The following is a 20,132-nucleotide window of genomic DNA, read 5'->3' on the forward strand; positions in this document are numbered from 1 at the left end:
GCAGAGCGGCGGCGTGCCACGCGAAATATGGCCGGGCGCCCGGGCTCCGGGGGCGGCGCAAGACATGCCAGGGCAGGGTAGGGGCGTTGGGCTGAGGCGTTCAGACGGAGCGCCTCACGTGCCATTGGTTCAGCGCAGCAAAAGCCGCGGACGCATCCGGATCTTCTGGCGACGCTCTTTAGGCAGATGCCGGTTCAGCCGCTTGTTGATCAGCCCAAAGACGCCGACCACGCAGAGCGTCAGCAGGATGAAATAGCCCGCAAGGATCGGGTAGGGGATGAACGGGTTGAAGGTCTTGTCGGCGAAGTAATTCGCGTAATAGAGCGCGTCACCGCGCTGCTGCCACGCCGGGAAGCCCGAGAAGAACACCAACGTGGTGGCGTGGAAGAGGAAGATCGCCTCGTTGGTGTAGGCAGGCCACGCGAGGCGCAGCATGGTCGGCCAGACGATGCGGCGGAAGCGCGGGAGCCCCGAGAAACCGTAGGCGTCAGCCGCCTCCACATCGCCCTTGGGCACCGACAGCAGCGCGCCGTAGAAGATCTCGCCCGAATAGGCGGCGGTGTTGAAGAACAGCACGATCGCCGCGCCCAGCCACGCCGAGGTCAGCGGATCGAAGACCGGCGAGACGCTCTTGAGGCTGAGGAACAGGAAGTAGGCAAAGAAGAACTGGATGAAGAGCGGCGAGCCGCGGAACACGAAGATCACCCATTCCGCCAGCTTGCGCAGCGGGGTGATCTTTGATGCCTTGCCCATGGCCAGCGCCGTGGCGAGGCAGAAGCCGGTGATCAGGCTGACGATGCCGAAGTAGATGTTCCACAGCATCCCCGAGCCGATCAGCGTGAATTGCTGGCACAGGGTGAAATTGTCACGCGGCAGCAGCCGCTCGCCGATGCCGATCGAGCGCAGCCCGTAGTCCGCGATGGTTTCCCAGCAGCTCATGAGGCCTTCCTCTGCGCTTCGCCGCCCATGGTCGCCTGACCGTGGGTGAGGCGCTTCATGATGCGGTCAAGGACGATCTCCGACACGCGGGTGAAGACCAGATAGAAGACCAGCAGCGCCGCGAAATACCACACCCGCCAGTCGGGGTGCGGATAGTCGGTGAAGCGCGCGGTCTTCGAGCCGCCGAGTTCGCGCGCCCAGTAAACGATGTCCTCGACCCCCAGCAAGAAAAGCAGCGGCGTGGCTTTGATCAGCACCATCCACAGGTTCGACAGGCCGGGCAGCGCATAGACCCACATCTGCGGCACGAGGATGCGCCAGAAGGTCTGGCGCCGGGTCATGCCATAGGCCTCGGCGGTCTCGAGCTGGGCATGCGGCACGGCGCGCATGGCGCCAAAGAGCACATTGCCCGCGAAAGCGCCGAAGACGATGGCGAAGGTCAGCACCGCCAGCGAGAAGCCATAGGTCTCATGCACCCATTGCGCCGCGGTCGAGAGCGGCAGCTTGGCCTCGGGACAGACCACGAAGTCATTGCCCTGCCGGATCGGCTGATCCCAGTCGGGGCATTTCACCTCGTGGCGTATCCACTCGAAGAACTGGTCGAGGGCGATGACGAAGAACAGGAAAAAGGCGATGTCCGGCACGCCGCGCACGATGGCGATATAGCCCTTGCCCAGCCACGATAGCGGCGGGAAGGGCGAGCGGGCCGCCATGGCGCCGCCGAAACCGAAGGCCAGCGCCACCGGCGCGGTGATCGCCAGCAGCAGCAGCACGGTGCCGACCGAGACATAGATCGACATGTGCTTGCCCGTGGTCAGGTAGCAGCTCAGCCAGCTCAGGCCAGAGATCGCGTCGGGGTCGGTACACCAAGAGAACATGTCGGATCAGCCGTCGAGGGGGCCGGACAGGCCCCCTCGTCTTGGGGCGCTCAGAAAGGAGCGCCGATTTCCCATTTCACGAGCAGCTCGTTGAGCGAGCCATCGTCCTTCATGGACTGGATCGCCGCGTCGAACTTCTCTTTCAGCTCGGTGTCGCTCTGGCGCAGGCCCATGCCGACGCCGCCACCGATCAGCTCTTCCTGCTCGAGCAGCACCACGTCGTCGCTCTCGTCGGCGACCGGCGCGAGATAGCTCTTGTCGGCCAGAACCGCGTCGGCTTCGCCGTTGCGCACGGCGGCGACGGTCTCGTCCGGGGTGGCGTATTCCACGAGGGTCGCGCCCATTTCAGCAACGAAGGCGGCCTGAATGGTGCCGGTCTGCGCAGCGACCACCGCGCCCTTCAGATCGACGTCTTCCATGCCCGAAAGCACGAGGTAGGCCGAGGGATCGGGCTGGGTGTAGTTCTGGGTGAAGGCGATGACGTCTTCACGCTCGGGGGTGATCGACATGCCAGCCATGATCGTGTCGTAGTTGCCCGACACGAGGTTGGGGATGATCGAATCCCAATCGTTGGTCACCCACTCGCAGGTCACCTCGGCGCGGGTGCAGAGCTCGTCGCCCAGCTCGCGCTCGAAACCGTCCACTTCACCGCTGTCGTTGATGAAGTTGTACGGAGGGTAGGCGCCCTCGGTGCCCATGCGCACCACGTCCTGTGCCAGCGCAACGCTGGCGGTCAGCGCCAGCGCGGCGGTGCCGAGAAGGATGGATTTCATGTAACTTGCTCCCTGGTTTACGCGTCCGATTGCGGTTCTTGGCCGCTTGTCAGACATGGCTGGTCGACCGCAGGAAGCCCTGCAGTCGTTCCGATTTCGGCGCGCCGAACAGCTCGGCCGGGGCGCCTTCTTCCTCGATGCGCCCCTTGTGCAGGAACACCACGTGATCGCTCACGTCATGGGCCATCTTCATATCGTGGGTGACGATGATCATGGTGCGGCCTTCGGCGGCCAGATCCTTGATCACCTTGACCACTTCCTGCTCCAGCTCGGGATCGAGCGCCGAGGTCGGCTCGTCAAAGAGCAGCGCCTCGGGCTCCATGCACAGCCCGCGCGCGATCGCCGCGCGCTGCTGCTGGCCGCCGGAAAGCTGCGCCGGGAAAACGTCGGCCTTGTCGCCGATGCCGACCTTGTCGAGATAGCGCCGCGCGGCGGCCTCGACCTCGGTGCGCGGACGGCCGAGCACGGTGAGCGGCGCTTCCATCACGTTTTGCAGGATGGTCATATGGGCCCAGAGATTGAACTGCTGGAACACCATGGAAAGATTGGTGCGCATGCGCAGCACCTGCTTGGGATCCGCCGGGCGGCGGTTGTGCCCGGAGCCGTGCCAGCGCACCGGCTCGCCCTTGAACAGGATCTCGCCTTGCTGGCTGTCTTCAAGCAGGTTGCAGCAGCGCAGCAGGGTGGATTTGCCCGAGCCCGAAGAACCGATCAGCGAGACGACGTCGCCGCGCTTGGCGGTGATGCTGACGCCCTTGAGGACTTCAAGCTCGCCATAGGCCTTGTGCAGATCGCGGATCTCGATAACCGGATCGAGGGGCGTCGCGGTGGCCGGGGCGGCTGCAGGAGCGGGATCGGTCAAGCCTCACCTTCTTGGGCTATTGCAGAAACTGGCGGGGAGAATGAGCGGAAACCCCCCGCGATGTCCATGCGCAAAACAGCCCCTGTGGCCGAGTTTGCGCGGCGTAACCGAGCAATTGCCCGGAAATCAGACCTTTCGGAGGCAGCTCAGCCCGCGGCTTCGACCCTTTGCCGGGCCAGCGCCGAATCTCTGTCGTTGATGCCGAGCAGGTTCGACACCAGCCGCAGCAGCGCGTCTTCCTCGTCGTCGCGGCTGCCGTCGGCCAGCGCCACCTGCCACAAGGCCTCGATCACCGCGATGCGATCCTCATAGGCCACGGCGTCCTTGATCGCGCGGGTGAAACGCACGGTATCGGGGGCCTCGGCCTCCAGCGCCTCGGCCTCGCGGCGCAGCTTGCTGGCCTCGAAGGGCGACAGGCCATAGCGCGTCGCGGCAATGCGGTCGATCCGGTCCTGCTCGGACTGGTCGTAGGTTTCATCGGCCCGCGCCACACGCACGAGCAAAGCGCAGAGCGCCAGCCGCGCATCGGCGTCGGGCAGGAGCTCGGGGCCGGGATCGACCAGCCGTTTCAGAAAATCCGCAAACATAGGCAAGATATAGCCGCCTCTTGCCGCCGCGCCAACGGCAGAGCGCGGCGGGGGCCGCACGAAGCTGTGTGCCACGGTTTCCGGCTTCGTCTAGAGGCAAATATCCCGGGGGAAATCCGCGTCAGCGGATGGGGCAGAGCCCCCAGCTACGGTGGTCAATTCGCGCGGTTGGGCTCGGCAAGGTCCTGCGGCGTCACGAAAAGCAGATGTTCCGACAGCCATAGCGCGCTCTGCAGCGAGGCGGCGGGCGCTTCGGCGTCGGCCATGACCTCATAAAGACAATGCGCCAGCGCCAGCCGCTCGCGATAGCCGACCGCGCGGGCCAGAAGCGCGGCGAAACAGGCGGTGTCTGGGGCCGCCGCCGCGACGGCCTGACAGGAGATGCGCATCTCGGCGGCCTCGCGCGGGGTCAATTCGTGGCGGCGGGCCAGAACCGCATCGACCACCGACACGCGCAGCAATGGCGGCTGGCCCTGCGCCTCGGCGGCGGCGCGCAGCAGCAATGCCCCCAGCGCCAGCGGCACATCGCAGGGTTCGAGCGGCGTCGCCTCGGGGGCTGCCATCCAGAATTTCAGACCGCGCGGCAAAGTCTTAGCCTAGGTGCGCGCGGCTGCGCTTATGCATGGTCGGTTGCATTTCGGCCCTGTTCGCTGAGTGTCGCCTGACTTACTTTGCGTCAGGTTCCGGCGGCGGGCAATGGTCTTGCGCGGTCAGCGCGCGGCCTTGGCACGGCGCAGCCGATCGGTGAGGGCGCTTGCCGCCTCGGACAGACCCCACGGCGGGTTCACCACGAACATGCCCGAGCCGATCATCCGATGATTTTCGCGCACGGGGGGAAAGCGGATCTCGTGGCAGAGCGCGTCGGGGAAATCCTCGGTCAGTGCTGCCAGCATCGGCACATGCGCGGCGGAACTGAGGATCGGATACCAGAGCGCCAGCACGCCGACGTTCCACTTCTTGTTGATCTGGCGAAAGAATTTCGGGATCTCGACGTAGTCCTGCTTGAGCTCATAGGGCGGATCGACGAGCAGCACGCCGCGCCGGGGCTCGGGCGGGCAGAGGCTGTGGGCGAGGGCGAACCCATCCTGCCGGTGCAGCGTCACATTGGGCGCGCGCAGCGCCAGCGTCAGCGCCTGATGCTCTTGCGGATGAAGCTCGGCGAGGTGGATTTTATCCTTCGGGCGCAGCAGCTTGGAGGCGATGAGCGGCGAGCCCGGATAGGCGTTGGGCCCATGCTCGCGGCGCACCGCATCCAGCGCGGCAAGATAGGGATGGTCCTGCCCGAAGATGCCTGCATGGGCACCGATGCCCTGCGCCGCCTCGCCGGTTTTCACCGCCTCGTCGGAGGTCAGATCATAGAGCCCGCGACCGGCATGCGTCTCGATATAGGTGAGCGGTTTGTCCTTCTTCGTGAGGTAGGACAGCAGCTCTGCAAGCAGCGCGTGCTTTTGCAGATCGGCGAGGTTCCCGGCGTGGAAGGCGTGTTGGTAGGAAAGCATCTGGGCCTCGGAGCAGGGGGGCACAAGCGATGCACAAAGCATGCACAACCCATGCATATGCCGCAGCAGATAGCCCTTGCGGCGCGCCCTGTCGAGCCGGTGGCCTTTGGCGCGTGCTTTCGGCCTGCCGCCGTGCTGGGCAGGTCGGCGCGCAGGGCGGCGCAAATGCGAGCAACAGAGCGCCCACATCGGCGGCGCGGGTGGTTTGACCTTGTGGGGCCCTGCCACGCGCGCGATGCTGCGGTCATTGATGGAATAAATTTTTAAACATTTGTAGGCGCGGCTGCGAGAGGAAGGGACGCCCCTCTGCCGCGCCGAGGAGCGAAACCGTGACAATCGAGGACTTCATGACGGCGGCCGAGGGCCGCCCGAGCGGCTTTGACTATATGCGACTGCTGCTCTCGGTTCTGGTTCTGGCAATTCACAGCGTGCAGATCGCCTATGGGCAGCAATTCTACATGGAGGTGATCTGGAGCCATTTCCCCAGCGACGGGCTGGCGATGACCGTGCTGCCGATGTTCTTTGCCCTGTCGGGCTTTCTGGTGGCGGGCAGCCTCTATCGCTGCCGCACGCTGTTTTCCTTCATGGGGCTGCGGTTCATCCGCATCTATCCGGCGCTGGCGGTGGAGGTGGTGCTGTCGGCGGTGGTGCTGGGGCCGCTGGTGACTTCGCTGGCATGGCCCGAATATTTCGCCGCCGAGGAGTTTGCCCGCTACCTGCTCAACGCCACCGGCCATGTGAGCAACGAGTCGATGTATCTGCCGGGGGTCTTCGCGGGCAACCCGCAGGAGGGCATGGCGAACGGTCAGCTGTGGACCGTGCCCTACGAGCTTTATTGCTACATCGGCCTTGGCCTTCTGACGCTGCTTGGCGCGCGGCGCGACCGGCGCGTGCTGCTGCTGGGTCTGCTGGCCTTCCTGACGCTGTCGGTGGTGAAGATGGGGCTCAGCACCGGCTGGCATTTCGACCCTTGGGTCGGCACGGTCACCGGACGCGCGCTGGTGCTGGCCTTCGTCTGCGGCGTCTGCCTGCATGCGTGGCGCGAAGTGATCGCCGTGCGGTTTGGATTCGTGCTGGCCGGCGCGGTGATCGCGGTGATCGCGTTCAGCCTCAGCGGGCTGGGCCAATACGTGGGGATTTTCGCAATCTCTTACGTGACGGTGGGGCTGGGGCTGATGAATGCGCCGCGGCTTGGTGTGCTGAAGCGGGCCGATCTCAGCTATGGCATCTTCCTGTATCACTTCATCATCGAGCAACTGGTGGCCTATTTGCTGCCCGGTCTGCGCGAATGGTATTGGATCACGCTGGTGTCGCTGCCGGTGACGGCGCTGGTGGCGCATCTGTCGTGGGTGCTGATCGAGCGCCCGGCGCTGCGGCTGCGGCGGCATGTCTTTGCGCTGGAAGGCTGGGCGGTGGGCGCGATGCCCGCGCTGGCCGGGCGCGGCGCGCTGCGGTGATCCGCGGGCGCAGGCCCTATCGCAAAAAGGCCCGGACGTATGCCCGGGCCTTTTCAATGTCTGCGCTGGTGGCGCTCAGACCAGACGCGAGGCTTCTTTCGCCGCGCGCACGAAATCCTTGAACAGCGGGTGCGGATCGAAGGGCTTCGATTTCAGTTCCGGGTGGAACTGCACGCCAAGGAACCACGGGTGATCGGGCCATTCGACGATCTCGGGCAGACGGCCATCGGGCGACATGCCGGAGAAGCAGAGCCCGCCTTTTTCCAGCGCCTCGCGGTACTTGATGTCGACCTCGTAGCGGTGACGGTGACGCTCGTCGATGGCGGTGGTGCCGTAGATCTCGGCCACTTTCGAGCCCTCGGTCAGAACCGCGTCATAGGCGCCGAGGCGCATGGTGCCGCCCTTGTCGTCGCTCACCGAGCGGTTCACGCGCTGGTTGCCCTGCACCCATTCCTTGAGGTGATAGACCACCGGCTCGAAGCGCTTCTCGCCCTTCTCGTGGTCGAACTCTTCCGAGCCCGCCTTGGCCACACCCGCGACGTTGCGCGCCGCTTCGATGACCGCCATCTGCATGCCGAGGCAGATGCCGAGGTAGGGCACCTTGTGCTCGCGGGCGAACTGCGCCGCCTTGATCTTGCCCTCGGTGCCGCGCTCGCCGAAGCCGCCGGGCACGAGGATCGCGTCGAAGCCTTCGAGATGCGGCGCCGGGTCTTCCTGATCGAAGAGCTCGGCGTCGACCCAAGAGACATTCACCTTCACCCGGTTCGCCATGCCGCCGTGGGTCAGCGCCTCGGCGATCGACTTATAGGCGTCTTCGAGCTGGGTGTATTTGCCGACGATGGCGACATTCACCTCGCCCTCGGGGTTGTGGATGCGTTCCGAGACGTCTTCCCACTTTTCGAGGTTGGGGCGCGGCGCCGGGGTGATGCCGAACGCATCGAGAACCGCCTGATCGAGCCCCTCGCGGTGATAGGCGAGCGGCGCGTCGTAGATCGACGACAGGTCCTGCGCGGCGATCACGCTGTCGGGGCGGACGTTGCAGAAGAGCGCGAGCTTCTCGCGTTCCTTCTGGGGAATCGGCCCCTCGGAGCGGCACACGAGAATATCGGGCGCGAGACCGATCGAGCGCAGTTCCTTGACCGAGTGCTGCGTCGGCTTGGTCTTCAGCTCGCCCGAGGCCTTGATCCACGGCAGCAGCGTCAGGTGCATGAACACGCATTGGCCGCGCGGCTTGTCCTGGCTGAACTGGCGGATGGCTTCGAAGAAGGGCAGGCCCTCGATGTCGCCGACCGTGCCGCCGATCTCGCAGAGCATGAAATCCACCTCATCCTCGCCAATCGAGATGAAGTCTTTGATCTCGTTGGTGACATGCGGAATGACCTGAATGGTCTTGCCGAGGTAGTCGCCGCGGCGCTCTTTCTCGAGCACATTGGTATAGATGCGGCCCGACGAGATGGAATCGGTCTTGCGCGCGGGAACGCCGGTGAAGCGTTCGTAATGGCCAAGATCGAGATCGGTCTCGGCCCCGTCGTCGGTGACGAAGACCTCGCCGTGTTCGAAGGGGCTCATAGTGCCCGGATCGACGTTGAGATACGGATCGAGCTTGCGCAGGCGGACCGAAAAGCCCCGCGCCTGCAGCAGCGCGCCAAGCGCCGCGGAAGCCAGACCCTTGCCGAGCGAAGAAACGACACCGCCGGTGATGAAGATGAAACGTGCCATTGGCAGCGCGACCCCGTGATTTGCGTCAAAATGTAGGACACCCACGGCCCAACGAGCCGCAGCATCACGGGAGTCCACGTATAAAGGATTCGGGCCGCACTGTCTAGCCAACCGCAAGATGCTGTTGCGGCTGACAGGCGGCCCTCAAGCTGTTGTTAGTCTGGCGGATATTAGTCCGCGCTGGGAACCATCGGCGCATCTGCGCCAGAATCGGTGCCCGTATCGCCCGACGGCGGCGGCAGCAGGCCATCCGTGTCGAGAGGTGCCGGAGCGGAGCCGTCGCTCTCTTCGGCGGAGCTGCCGCCGGTGAGCCGGTCCATGACCGAGGTGCCGCTTGCATCGCTCGCCGCGAGCACCGTCAGGGTGATCGAGGTGATGATGAAGGCGATGGCGAGCCCCCAGGTGATCTTGCCCAGTGCCGTGGCTGCTGCGCGTTGGCTCATGGCGCCACCGCCGCCGCCGCCCATCCCAAGGCCGCCGCCTTCGGATCGCTGCAGAAGCACCACGCCGATGAGCGCGAGCGCAAGGAGGAGGTGCACGATGAGGATCACGTTTTCCATGGGGCGTCTCAGGCATTCCGGCTGTGTTGAACGGGCGCTGTGTAGGGCAAGGCGACTGCACACGCAACCCGGCTCTTGGCGGCAATGCGGCGGCAGCCGCCCGTTGCGGCATGTAAGTCAGGATGGACGTCAGGATGGAGGTCAGGCGCGAGGCGCGAAAACAGCCGCAGAACCTCGCGCCGCCCGCGCTTCATTGTTCCACAAATACGCACTCTTGGGCGCAGCGGCCGGGCGGCCCTCGATGGGGCTGAGAGCGGGGGATTTTCGCTCAGACCCGGTGCAGCACATGACAGAAATTCTTGTCTGAGTGAAAGGGTGCGGCTACCGTTCGCCTCATGGTTGGTGATCGTCCTCTTCTTGGTGTCCTTTTGATGCTTGGCTTCTGCATCGTCGCCCCGATGGGCGACGCGACGGCCAAGCTGCTTGGGGACAAGGTCACGATCGGCCAGCTGCTGCTGTTGCGCTTTGCCATTCAGGCGCTGGTGCTGGCACCGCTGGTGATCGCCACCCATCGGGTCTGGCGGATGCGGCGGCGAATCTTCGCCCTGACCGCGCTGCGCACCCTGCTGCATATGCTGGGCATTGGGTTGATGTTCGCCGCGCTGCGCCATCTGCCGCTGGCCGATGCGGTGGCCATCGCCTTTGTCATGCCGTTCTTCATGCTGCTGCTCGGCCATTATGTGCTGGGCGAGGAGGTGGGCTGGCGGCGGCTTGCGGCCTGCGGCGTCGGGTTTGTCGGCACGCTGCTGGTGGTGCAGCCCGCCTTTGCCGAGGTCGGCTGGCCGGCGCTGCTGCCGCTGGGCGTGGCGCTGAACTTCTCGCTCTTCATGCTGGTCACGCGTCAAATCGCGCGCGAAACCGATGCGATCTCGCTGCAGGCGATCTCGGGCGGGCTGGCGGTGCTGATCCTCGTGCCGGTGCTGGCGCTGTTGCCGGGGGCGATGCTGCCCGCGCTGGAGTGGAGCGGCGAGGGGGCCGAGGTCTGGGGGCTGATCCTTGGCATTGGCCTGCTGGGGACGCTGGCGCATCTGCTGATGACATGGTCGCTGCGCTTTGCGCCCGGCGCGACGCTGGCCCCGATGCAATATCTGGAGATTCCCTTCGCCACGCTGTTCGGCTTTCTGGTCTGGAACGACCTGCCGGACGGGCTGGCGACGGTGGGGATCTGCATCACCGTCGCCTCGGGGCTTTATATCCTCATGCGCGAGCGGGCCATCGCGCGTCGGCTTGCAGCAGCGCGTGCGCCAGTGGCGCCAGATGCTGCGCCGGCAGAATGATCAGCATCTTCGGGGCATCAAAGCTCAGATCCACACGCGGCGCATCGGTCTGGTTCGACGTGCCGGTGATCCCATCGGGGCGGAAACGCAGCCCGTCGATGGGCCAGCGCAGCCCGGAACTGGTGCCGCCACAGTCCGCCATCGGATAAAGCGAAAAGCGGCAGCCGATGGGCAGGTCGAGCGAGATCCGCGGCGGGCAGAGCGCCACCACGTCATCGCGGCCCACCAGCAGGCAGCGGCGGTCGGGGTGACGCGCCAGAACCGTCATCGCCGCAAGCTGGTGATCAAGCCGTGCACCAAGAAAGCCCGCCGCATAGACCAGAGGTGCCGCGATGTTGCGCAGACACTTGTCGAAATCGGTGCTGTCCTGTTCCGTGATAAGGTGGATTCGCTCTGGCGGGATCGCGGCGCGGGCGTCGTCTGTCAGGGAATCGAGATCGCCGATCACCGCATCGGGGATCACCCCGGCTGCCAGCAGCGCATCTGCGCCGCCATCGGCCGCCACGCGCAGCTGGGCCTTGTCCAGCAGCGGCGACAAGAGGTCGGGCGGGCAGTCTCCGCCGCCCGCCAGCAAGACGGGTCCGTCGGACCTGAGACGTTCGGAAGTTCCGGGATTCATGGCTTTTTAGTGGCTTTTCGCGAAAACGACCACAATTTGGTCATGAAATGATACGGTGAAAACCTCAGATTCGGTCAGCTTTGGTCTCCTAGTAGATGGTAAACAGTTTGTTGCAGATCGAGTGAAAGAGTGAGCGGCACATGGTGAGTTCCAGCAAGATATTGACGGTCTCCTACGGCACCTTCTCCTGTACGGCAGAAGGGTTCGAGGATCCCCTCGCGGTGGTCAAGGAGAGCACGAATTTCTTCCGTGGTGTGGTGCGGGAAGATCGCTTCTTCGGTGCCGAGCCGCCGCAGTTTGATCCCGAGCTTGCCGCGCAGCTTATGCAGGCGCAGGTCAGTGCCGACGCGCAGAGCGGCCGTCTGGTGCTGCGCGGGCCGCTGGCCGATGCGGCGATGCCTGCGGCAGCGCCGGCTGGTGCCGATGTGGTCGGCCCCGACGCCGAGCGCGGCATGGAAAAGGCACTGAGCGAGGCCGCCGAGCGCGCTGCCGCCGAAGCCGCCGCCGAGGAAGCTGAGCTGCAGCGCGAAGCGGAGGCTGCTGCCAAAGCCGCCACCAAATCCGCCGCCGAATCCACGCAGATCGAGACGCAGGCCGAGATTCTGGCCGAAGGCGATGACAGCCTCTCCGCCGAGGCGGCGTTCTTTGCGGCGGAAAGCGCCGCGCCCGCCCTTGACGCCTTTGACGATGATTACGACGACGAGCCGGTTGCCGCTGCTGCGGCGCCCGCCGCGCCGGTTGCAGGCATCGTTCCGGCCTCCGACGACAGCGTTGCCGCCAAGCTGCGCCGCATTCGCGCCGTTGTGTCGGGCGGGGCCGTTGCCGCGACCGCGCCGGACGTGAGCGAAGACGCCGATCAGGACGGTGAAGACACGGTTGCCGCCGTCTCCGCCATGCTCGGCACGCTCGACATGGATGCGCCCGAGGTCCGTGATGCGGCCCGCGATGAAGACGCGGACGACGCGGACGACATGCAGATCGATCTGTCGGTGCTGCAGGGCGAAGATTGGGACGACGAAGAGGATGTCGCAGAGGATGCCACGGATGCAGAGCTTGAGGCAGAGCTTGACGCGCCCGTCGCGGACGCCCCCTTTGCGCTGACCAAGGCATTTGCCGCCGCGCCGGACCATGCTGAAGAGGCAGAGATCGAGGCCGAGGTCGAGGCGGCTGAGCCCGCAGCTGCGGCCCCCGCAAAAGTGGTCCGGGTTGCACATGAGGCTTCCGCAGAAGCCGCCACCGACACCGCCACCGACACCGCGCCGGAGGCCGCAAAGCCGTCCAAACCGCGCCGGGTGCGCGTGGTGAAGGTGAGCCGCGCTGCCTTTGACGCCGCCGTGGCGACGGGTGCGCTGGAAGAAGTGCGCCAAGAGCCTGCCCAGAGCAGCCTCAGCGCCGATGACGAGGCCGACCTTGCCCGCGAGCTTGAAGCGGTGAAGGCCGAGCTGGCCGCCGGTCTCGAGGATGAATGGGACGAGGTCGACGACCTCGACCAGATCCGCGCGGCGGCGGACGTGGCTGAGGCGGAAACGCCCGTGCCTGCCGAGACGCTGCTTGCCGAGCTTGAGGCCGAGACCGAAGAAGAGAGCGCTTGGGACGACGAAGACCTCGAAGACGACCTTGAGGATGAGGATTTCGACGACGAAGCATGGGGCGACGACGATTGGGACGATGAGGATGACGACGAGGAAGACCTCGCCGCCTCCGCAGCCGCCCGCGATGCCCTGCTCGACGATGAGGATGACGAAGACGACGATCTGGCCGAGGATTTCGCCGAAGCATTCGACGCGCCGCTGGATGAGGCCGATGAGGACGGTGACGATCAAGACTGGGACGATCAGGCCAGTGATGATCAAGACGGTGACGATCAGGACGGTGAGATCGAAGAGATGATCCGCGTCGCGCAGCAGGACGTGCGCAAGGCGGTGAAGCTCTCGAGCCCGGCGCGCGTGATGCTGACCGAGACCAGCGTCGAGGACAATGACACCTCGCGCATCCTGAACGAGACCAACACCCAGCTTGAAGAGCCCGAGGGCAACCGCCGCCGCAGCGCCATCGCGCATCTGCGCGCCGCCGTGGCCGCAACCCGTGCCGACCGTCTGCTGGGCCGCAAGAAGGACGCCGAAGAGCAGGCGCAGCCCTACCGCGAGGATCTGGCGGATGTGGTGCGTCCGCGCCGCCCCGCTCCGGCCCCGCAGGGTGCCACCGAGCGCCCCGCCGCCGAGGCTCCGCTGCGCCCCGCGCCGCTGAAGCTGGTTGCCGAGCAGCGCGTGAACGAAACCGCGGATGCGCCGGAAGCGCCGCTGCGTCCGCGCCGGGTGACGCTGGCCGATCTGGAAGAGCAAGCCCCCGCAGGCGTTCAGGGCGATTTCGCCAGCTACGCCGAAAGCGTCGGCGCGCACGACCTGCCGGATCTTCTTGAGGCCGCAGCCTCTTACCTGTCGTATATCGAGGGCCGCGCCCAGTTCTCGCGCCCGCAGCTGATGACCAAAGTGCGTCAGGTGGACGGGGAGGACTCGAGCCGCGAGGATCGTCTGCGCAGCTTCGGCCAGCTTCTGCGCGACGGTAAGATCGAGAAGACCGGCGGCGGGCGGTTCACCGTCTCCGACCGGATCAGCTTCAAGCCCTCGGCCCGCGCCGCAGGCTGACACGGCGGCCAAGACCCCGCCATCAAAGCGCCCCTGCGAGCCATCGCGGGGGCGCTTTGCGTTTCACCGGTCCGGGCGTTTCATCGGGCCGGGCGGGCACCACGTTCACGCCGATGTGGCCCGCGCGGCGGGAACAGGGCAGGGGGGCCTTTCCGTTTGATCTTTGACCCGCAGCGCCGAAGCGCGGCGCGCCGGACCGGACCAAATGGAGATTGAGATGAAAGATATTGTTGCAGAGCCCGCCATCGCCCCGCAGCCCTATGAGAGCCTCGACCGTTTCGAGGGCGCCACGGTGATCGTCACCGGCGCCAGCACCGGCATTGGCCGCGCCACCGCCCGCCGCTTCGTGCTGGAGGGGGCCAATGTCGCCATGGTGGCACGCAGCGAAGGTGACCTCACCGAGGCCGCAGAGGGGCTGCCCGAGGCGCGGGTGCTGAAAATCAGCGCCGATGTGTCGAGGGAAGAGGATGCCAAGCGCATCTCGGCGGAGACGCTGGCGCATTTCGGCGCCATCGACGTGCTGGTGAACAACGCCGGCACCGCCGTCATGGGCAGCATCGAGGAGGTGGATCGCGAAAGCTGGGACAAGGTGATCGATACCGATCTCACCGGGCTTTACATGGTCACCCGTGCGGCTTGGCCCGCGCTGCGCAGGGCGCGCGGCAATGTGGTCAACACCTCGTCGGTTTCGGGCACGGGGGGCGATTGGAACATGTTCGCCTATAATGCCGCCAAGGGCGGGGTGACCAATCTGACCCATGCGCTGGCGCTGGATGCGCGTGAAAGCGGCGTGCGGGTGAACGCGGTGAACCCTTCGATCACCCGCTCGGCGCTGACCGAAGATATGTTCGAGAACGAGGACCTGCTGCAGAAATTCATGGAGCGCCTGCCGCTGGGCCGCCCCGGCGAGCCCGAGGATGTGGCCGCGGCGATCTGTTTTCTGGCCTCGCGCGATGCCTGTTTCATCAATGGTGTGAACCTTGCGGTGGATGGCGGGCTGTCGGCCTCGAACGGCCAGCCGCCGCAGGCTTAGGTTGCGGGCCTGAGATGCGGGTCTTGGGCGGGTGGCGGTTTGCGCCGGGCCCGAGGCTGCGCGCGTGGAACGCTGCGTATTTGTAAAAGAGAAGAAGGGCAGGGCGTGGGCGCGCTCTGCCCTTTTCTGTGCCGTCCGGCGATTGGGCGTGGTTGCGGTGGCTGCGTTGGAGGCGGGCCGCAAATGCCGGAATTCAGTCGGCATATTCGGCAAATGCCCGCGCTTTGCGCGACGGGCTGCATCACTTGAGAGTTCTTTTGCGCCCCGCCTTGTCGTCACGGGGGGGCGTGTCTACATCACCGGGATGAAAAGCCCGATCCCCTTCCTGAAAAGCAAACCCACCGTCTCGGTCGTGCGCCTGCAGGGCGCCATCGGCATGGCGGGACGCGGCAGTCTCAACGACACCACGCTGGCCCCGGTGCTGGAACGCGCGTTCCGGCGCGGCAAGCCCAAGGCGGTGGCGCTGGAGATCAATTCGCCCGGCGGCTCGCCGGTGCAGAGCTCGCTCATCGGCGCGCGCATCCGGCGCCTGTCGGAAGAGACCAAAGTGCCGGTCTATGCCTTTGTCGAGGATGTGGCGGCCTCGGGCGGCTATTGGATCGCCTCGGCGGCGGATGAGATCTTTGCCGACGAAAGCTCGATCCTCGGCTCGATCGGGGTGATCTCGGCGGGCTTCGGCGCGCATGTCTTTCTCAGCCGGCAAGGGATCGAGCGGCGGGTGCATACCGCCGGGAAATCGAAAAGCATGCTCGATCCGTTCCGTCCCGAGAGCGAAGAGGACGTGGCCCGTCTCGAGCGTATCCTCGGCCAGTTGCACGAGACCTTCATCGCGCAGATCAAGGAGCGGCGGGGCGGCAAGCTTGCCAATGATCCCGACCTCTTCACCGGCGAGATCTGGATCGGGCGCTCGGCGGTGGAGGTCGGGCTGGCCGATGGCACCGCGCATCTGGTGCCGGGGATGAAGGCGCGGTTCGGCGACAAGGTGAAATTCCGCCGCTATGGGCTGAAGAAGCGGCTGATCCCGAAGCTGGGCCTGAGCCTTGCCGAAGAGACGATGGGGCTGATCGAGGAACGCGCGGGCTTCGCGCGCTTCGGGCTCTGACATGCTTGCAAAGATTGTCGCCCTCTTCCTTGTGGTCATCGCGGTGCTGGGGATCTTCGGCAAGCTGCGCATGCCGGGAGTGGGGCGGTTGAGCCGCCGCGAGGCGGGAAAGAAATGTCCGCGCTGCGGCCGGCATAAGATCGGCAAGGGGCCCTGTCCCTGCGGCGAACGAAAGGTCTGAAATGGTTTTTGTCTACGCGGCCCTAGGCCTTGTGATCCTGCTTCTGGCGGGGGATGCGCTGGTCAAGGGGGCGGTGAACCTGTCTCTGCGCATGGGGATCCCGGCGCTGATCGTCAGCCTCACCATCGTGGCCTTCGGCACATCCGCGCCCGAGTTGCTGATCTCGATACAGGCCGCGCTCGACGGCGTTCCGGGGATCGCGCTGGGCAATGTGGTGGGCTCGAACACCGCCAACGTGCTGCTGGTGCTGGGCATTCCGGCGCTGATCACCGTGCTGCACACCTCCGGCCACGACACGCGTAAAAGCTATGCGATCATGATCGGCGCCTCGGTGCTGTTCATCGCACTGGCCTTCCGCGGCACCTTCGACTGGATCGCGGGGCTGGTGATGCTGGGCGTCATGGCGCTGATCTTGTGGGATTCGGTGCGCGACGCGCTGAGCCACCGCAAGAACGGCAAGGCCGATGCCGAGCTTGAGGATCTGGAAGAGCCCGAGGGTGCCGACCCGGATATGCCGGGCTGGAAGATCGCGCTCTATCTGGTGCTGGGCCTCGTCGGCCTGCCGGTGGGCGCCAACCTGCTGATCGACAGCGCCACCGAGATCGCCGCCATGTTCGGCGTGCCCGACACGGTGATCGGCCTGACGCTGGTGGCGCTTGGCACCTCGCTGCCCGAGCTTGCCACCACGGTGATGGCGGCGATCCGGCGGCAGGCGGATGTGGCGCTTGGCAACGTCATCGGCTCGAACGTCTTCAACCTGCTGGCGATCATCGGCGTCGCGGCGCTGATCAAGCCGATGCCGGTGGATCCGCAATTCCTGAGCTTCGATCTGTGGGTGATGCTGGCGGCCTCGCTGATCCTCGTGCCCTTCGTCTTCATGAAGCGCGACATCGGACGCGTCTGGGGGGTGGTCCTCTCGGCGCTTTACATCGGATATGTCAGCTACGTTCTGATCTGATCGGTTTCGGGGGGAAGACATATGGGTATCGAGAAACGCGCGCTGGTGACCGGCGCGGGCAAGCGGCTGGGCCGGGCGATGGCGCTGTATCTGGCAGAACGCGGCTTTGACGTGGCGGTGCATTACGGCGGCTCGGCGGAGGCGGCCGAAGAGGTCGCGGCGCTGGTGCGCGAGAAGGGCGGCCGCGCGGTGACGCTGCAGGCCGATCTGCTGGACGAGCGGCAAGTGATCCCGCTGGTGGGGCGCGCTGCCGAGGCGCTTGGCGGGCCGCTCGGCCTGCTGATCAACAACGCTTCGATCTTCGAGCATGACGACATGGCGACCGCGACCCGCGACAGCTGGGACCGGGCGATGGAATCGAACCTGCGCGCGCCCTTCGTGCTGCTGCAGAGCTTCGCGGCGCAGGCGCCCGAGGCCGAGACCGACGCGCGCGGCGAGCCGCGGGCCCGCGCGCTTTGCGTCAATATGCTCGACCAGCGGCTGCGCAAGCTGACGCCGGAGTTCATCAGCTACACGCTGGCCAAATCGGCGCTCTGGACGCTGACCCAGACCGGGGCACGGGCGCTGGCGCCGAACGTGCGGATCAACGCCATCGGGCCGGGGCCGACATTGCAGGGCGCCGATCAGAGCGCCGAGGGCTTCGCCACGCAGCGCGCGGCGACGGTTCTGCAGCGCGGATCGAACCCCGAGGACATCTGCGGCGCGCTGGGATATTTCCTCGATGCGCCGGGGGTGACCGGGCAGTTCCTCTGCACCGATGGCGGCCAGCATCTGGCATGGCAGACACCCGACACCTGCGACCGCGACTAAGGTCGCGGCGGGGCGGCTGCGACAAGTTGTGCACCTGTCACACGCGCGTTACCCAAGTGTTAGGAAAGCATCAAGCTTTCAAGGGTTTGCGCGAAGCGGCGTAAATCTTTCAAGCAAAATCAATACGTTATTTTTTGGCACAATTTTTGTGCAAATCGACGAAACGGCAAGGATTCAAGGGAAAAACGCAGAACCCCGGAATTCCCCCTCAGGGTTATCCACAGGAACAGTGGATGTATTCTTCCTTGATCTCAGGGGGCCGGCATTGCAGCGAGATGCAGAATCAAGGCAAGCGGTGAACAGACCGGAAACGACGTGATGAACGACGAAGCAGACATTCCGAAAGTGGCGCCGAAACGCGGCTACGAGGTCATCCACGGCTACCTCAAGACGCTCGACTCCAGTCCGGGCGTCTATCGCATGCTGGATGACCAGAGCCGGGTGCTTTACGTCGGCAAGGCGCGCAATCTGAAGGCGCGGGTGTCGAGCTATTCGCGGCCCTCGGCGCAGCACTCGCGGCGGATCAGCCGGATGATCTCGGAAACCGCGTCGATGATGTTCCTGACCACGCGCACCGAGACCGAGGCGCTGCTGCTGGAACAGAACCTGATCAAGCAGCTCAAGCCGAAGTTCAACGTGCTGCTGCGCGACGACAAGAGCTTTCCGAACATCCTTGTCACCACCGAGCATGACTTTCCGCAGATCAAGAAGCACCGCGGCGCGAAGAGCGAGAAAGGAGCCTACTACGGCCCCTTCGCCAGCGCCGGGGCGGTGAACCGCACGCTGACGCAGCTGCAGCGGGTGTTCTTGCTGCGCAACTGCTCGGACTCGATGTTTGACAGCCGCACGCGGCCCTGTCTGCTGTTTCAGATCCGCCGCTGCTCGGGGCCGTGCACGGGCGAGATCAGCGCCGAGGATTACGCGGAATCGGTGCGCGACGCTCAGCGCTTCCTGTCGGGCAAATCTACCGAGATGCAGGCACGGCTGGCCGATCAGATGATGGCCGCCTCCGAGGCGATGGAGTTCGAGCGCGCCGCGGCGCTGCGCGACCGCATTCGCGCGCTGACGCAGGTGCAGTCGGTGCAGGGCATCAACCCGCAGGGCGTGGAAGAGGCCGACGTCGTGGCGCTGCATATGGAGCACGGGCAGGCCTGCGTGCAGGTGTTCTTCATCCGCTCGGGGCAGAACTGGGGCAACCGCGACTTCTATCCGCGCGTCGGCGATGACGTGGAGGAGGCGGAGGTGCTCGAAGCCTTCCTCGGCCAGTTCTACGACACCAAGGAGCCGCCGCGGCTGGTGCTGCTGAGCCATGAGATCGAGAGCCCGGATCTGATGTCCGAGGCGCTCAGCGGCAAGCTGGGCCGCAAGGTCGAGATCGCGGTGCCGAAGCGCGGCGAGAAGGCGGAGCTGGTCGAGGGCGCGGCGCGCAACGCGCGTGAGAGCCTCGGGCGCCGCATGGCCGAGACCGCGACGCAGGCCAAGCTGCTGCGCGGTGTGGCCGAGGCCTTCGGGCTCGACGGGCCGCCGCAGCGCATCGAGGTCTATGACAACTCGCACATCATGGGCACCAACGCCGTCGGCGGGATGATCGTCGCCGGGCCGGAAGGCTACATGAAGAACCAGTACCGCAAGTACAACATCCGCGGTGAGGATCTGGTGCCGGGCGACGACTTTGGCATGATGAAAGAGGTGCTGACGCGCCGCTTCACCCGGCTGCTGAAGGAAGACCCCGAGCGCGACAAAGGGCTCTGGCCCGACCTGCTGCTGATTGACGGCGGCGCCGGGCAGGTCTCGGCGGTCTGGGAGATCATGCAGGAATACGGCGTCGAGGATATCCCGATGGTGGGCGTCGCCAAGGGCATCGACCGCGACCATGGCAAGGAAGAATTCCACCGCATCGGCGAGCGGCCCTTTGCGTTGCAGCGCAATGATCCGGTGCTCTACTTCATCCAGCGCCTGCGCGACGAAGCGCACCGCTTCGCCATCGGCACGCACCGCGCCAAGCGCGCCAAGTCGCAGATGGCCAACCCGCTCGATGAGGTGCCCGGCGTCGGCGCGGCGCGCAAGCGGGCGCTGCTGCAGCATTTCGGCTCGGCCAAGGCGGTGGCGCGGGCGAATCTGGCGGATCTGAAGGCGGTGGACGGGGTCAGCGAGGCGCTGGCCGAGCGCATCTACGATTTCTTCCACGAGAAGGGCTAGGCAAGTTTCTTCGAAGAAACTTGCAAAAGCCGTC

Annotated in this window: 19 protein-coding genes; 9 read left to right on the forward strand and 10 right to left on the reverse strand. The window is 65.6% G+C overall.

What is annotated here, in order from left to right:
* Positions 1–129: 129 nt before the first annotated feature.
* The 7 genes from G0A00_RS05155 to G0A00_RS05185 form a co-directional block, all read right to left on the reverse strand.
* Positions 130–939: an ABC transporter permease gene (locus tag G0A00_RS05155; RefSeq protein WP_164182329.1), complete on the reverse strand. Its 810-nt coding sequence runs from the start codon at positions 937–939 to the stop codon at positions 130–132.
* Entirely contained in the window at positions 936–1,817 is an 882-nt protein-coding gene (locus tag G0A00_RS05160) for an ABC transporter permease (RefSeq protein ID WP_164182331.1), read from the reverse strand. The genes G0A00_RS05155 and G0A00_RS05160 overlap by 4 nt, the downstream gene beginning before the upstream one ends.
* Before the next feature lie 50 nt (positions 1,818–1,867).
* Positions 1,868–2,590: a transporter substrate-binding domain-containing protein gene (locus G0A00_RS05165; protein WP_164182333.1), complete on the reverse strand. Its 723-nt coding sequence runs from the start codon at positions 2,588–2,590 to the stop codon at positions 1,868–1,870.
* A 49-nt stretch (positions 2,591–2,639) separates the two neighbouring features.
* The gene (locus tag G0A00_RS05170) at positions 2,640–3,452 is read right to left on the reverse strand and encodes an ABC transporter ATP-binding protein (RefSeq protein WP_164182335.1); all 813 of its coding nucleotides are present in this window, start codon (positions 3,450–3,452) and stop codon (positions 2,640–2,642) included.
* Between the two features lie 146 nt (positions 3,453–3,598).
* Positions 3,599–4,039, reverse strand: a complete 441-nt coding sequence (locus G0A00_RS05175) for a TerB family tellurite resistance protein (protein WP_066104767.1) — start codon at positions 4,037–4,039, stop codon at positions 3,599–3,601.
* Positions 4,040–4,194: 155 nt separating this feature from the next.
* Complete coding sequence (locus G0A00_RS05180) at positions 4,195–4,602, reverse strand: hypothetical protein (RefSeq protein WP_235953100.1); 408 nt, start codon at positions 4,600–4,602, stop codon at positions 4,195–4,197.
* Between the two features lie 147 nt (positions 4,603–4,749).
* Complete coding sequence (locus G0A00_RS05185) at positions 4,750–5,538, reverse strand: 23S rRNA (adenine(2030)-N(6))-methyltransferase RlmJ (RefSeq protein WP_164182339.1); 789 nt, start codon at positions 5,536–5,538, stop codon at positions 4,750–4,752.
* Positions 5,539–5,867: 329 nt separating this feature from the next.
* Here G0A00_RS05185 and G0A00_RS05190 point away from each other — a divergent pair, with 329 nt between their 5' ends.
* Positions 5,868–6,995: an acyltransferase gene (locus tag G0A00_RS05190; RefSeq protein WP_164182341.1), complete on the forward strand. Its 1,128-nt coding sequence runs from the start codon at positions 5,868–5,870 to the stop codon at positions 6,993–6,995.
* Positions 6,996–7,070: 75 nt separating this feature from the next.
* Here the strand turns inward: G0A00_RS05190 and G0A00_RS05195 are convergent, their stop codons facing one another.
* Complete coding sequence (locus G0A00_RS05195) at positions 7,071–8,714, reverse strand: CTP synthase (protein ID WP_066104775.1); 1,644 nt, start codon at positions 8,712–8,714, stop codon at positions 7,071–7,073.
* Positions 8,715–8,884: 170 nt separating this feature from the next.
* Positions 8,885–9,274, reverse strand: a complete 390-nt coding sequence (gene secG / locus G0A00_RS05200; RefSeq protein ID WP_164182343.1) for a preprotein translocase subunit SecG — start codon at positions 9,272–9,274, stop codon at positions 8,885–8,887.
* Between the two features lie 335 nt (positions 9,275–9,609).
* Between secG and G0A00_RS05205 the strand changes: the two genes are divergently transcribed.
* Positions 9,610–10,551: a DMT family transporter gene (locus G0A00_RS05205; RefSeq protein WP_164182344.1), complete on the forward strand. Its 942-nt coding sequence runs from the start codon at positions 9,610–9,612 to the stop codon at positions 10,549–10,551.
* On the opposite strand, the gene G0A00_RS05210 is transcribed toward G0A00_RS05205, so the two are convergent.
* Positions 10,472–11,170: a thiamine diphosphokinase gene (locus G0A00_RS05210; RefSeq protein WP_164182346.1), complete on the reverse strand. Its 699-nt coding sequence runs from the start codon at positions 11,168–11,170 to the stop codon at positions 10,472–10,474. The genes G0A00_RS05205 and G0A00_RS05210 overlap by 80 nt on opposite strands.
* Positions 11,171–11,310: 140 nt before the next feature.
* Here G0A00_RS05210 and G0A00_RS05215 point away from each other — a divergent pair, with 140 nt between their 5' ends.
* The 7 genes from G0A00_RS05215 to uvrC all read left to right on the forward strand — a co-directional run bounded on the left by G0A00_RS05215 (position 11,311) and on the right by uvrC (position 20,098).
* Complete coding sequence (locus tag G0A00_RS05215; protein WP_164182348.1) at positions 11,311–13,815, forward strand: hypothetical protein; 2,505 nt, start codon at positions 11,311–11,313, stop codon at positions 13,813–13,815.
* A gap of 217 nt (positions 13,816–14,032) precedes the next feature.
* The gene (locus tag G0A00_RS05220) at positions 14,033–14,848 is read left to right on the forward strand and encodes an SDR family NAD(P)-dependent oxidoreductase (protein WP_164182350.1); all 816 of its coding nucleotides are present in this window, start codon (positions 14,033–14,035) and stop codon (positions 14,846–14,848) included.
* Positions 14,849–15,152: 304 nt separating this feature from the next.
* On the forward strand, positions 15,153–15,950 hold the full coding sequence (locus tag G0A00_RS05225) for a S49 family peptidase (protein WP_164182352.1): 798 nt from the start codon (positions 15,153–15,155) through the stop codon (positions 15,948–15,950).
* 1 nt (position 15,951) lies between these two features.
* A complete protein-coding gene (locus G0A00_RS26485) occupies positions 15,952–16,131 on the forward strand; it encodes a hypothetical protein (RefSeq protein WP_066104794.1) in 180 nt (59 codons plus the stop codon).
* 1 nt (position 16,132) lies between these two features.
* Complete coding sequence (locus G0A00_RS05230) at positions 16,133–17,089, forward strand: calcium/sodium antiporter (protein WP_164182354.1); 957 nt, start codon at positions 16,133–16,135, stop codon at positions 17,087–17,089.
* A gap of 21 nt (positions 17,090–17,110) precedes the next feature.
* Positions 17,111–17,899 carry an SDR family oxidoreductase gene (locus G0A00_RS05235; protein WP_164182356.1) on the forward strand — a complete coding sequence of 263 codons (789 nt, stop codon included), beginning with the start codon at positions 17,111–17,113 and terminating at the stop codon, positions 17,897–17,899.
* Positions 17,900–18,217: 318 nt separating this feature from the next.
* A complete protein-coding gene (gene uvrC / locus G0A00_RS05240) occupies positions 18,218–20,098 on the forward strand; it encodes an excinuclease ABC subunit UvrC (RefSeq protein ID WP_164182358.1) in 1,881 nt (626 codons plus the stop codon).
* Positions 20,099–20,132 lie beyond the last annotated feature (34 nt).

The sequence above is a fragment of the Salipiger sp. PrR002 genome (assembly GCF_010500775.1).
Taxonomy (GTDB): Bacteria; Pseudomonadota; Alphaproteobacteria; order Rhodobacterales; family Rhodobacteraceae; genus Salipiger.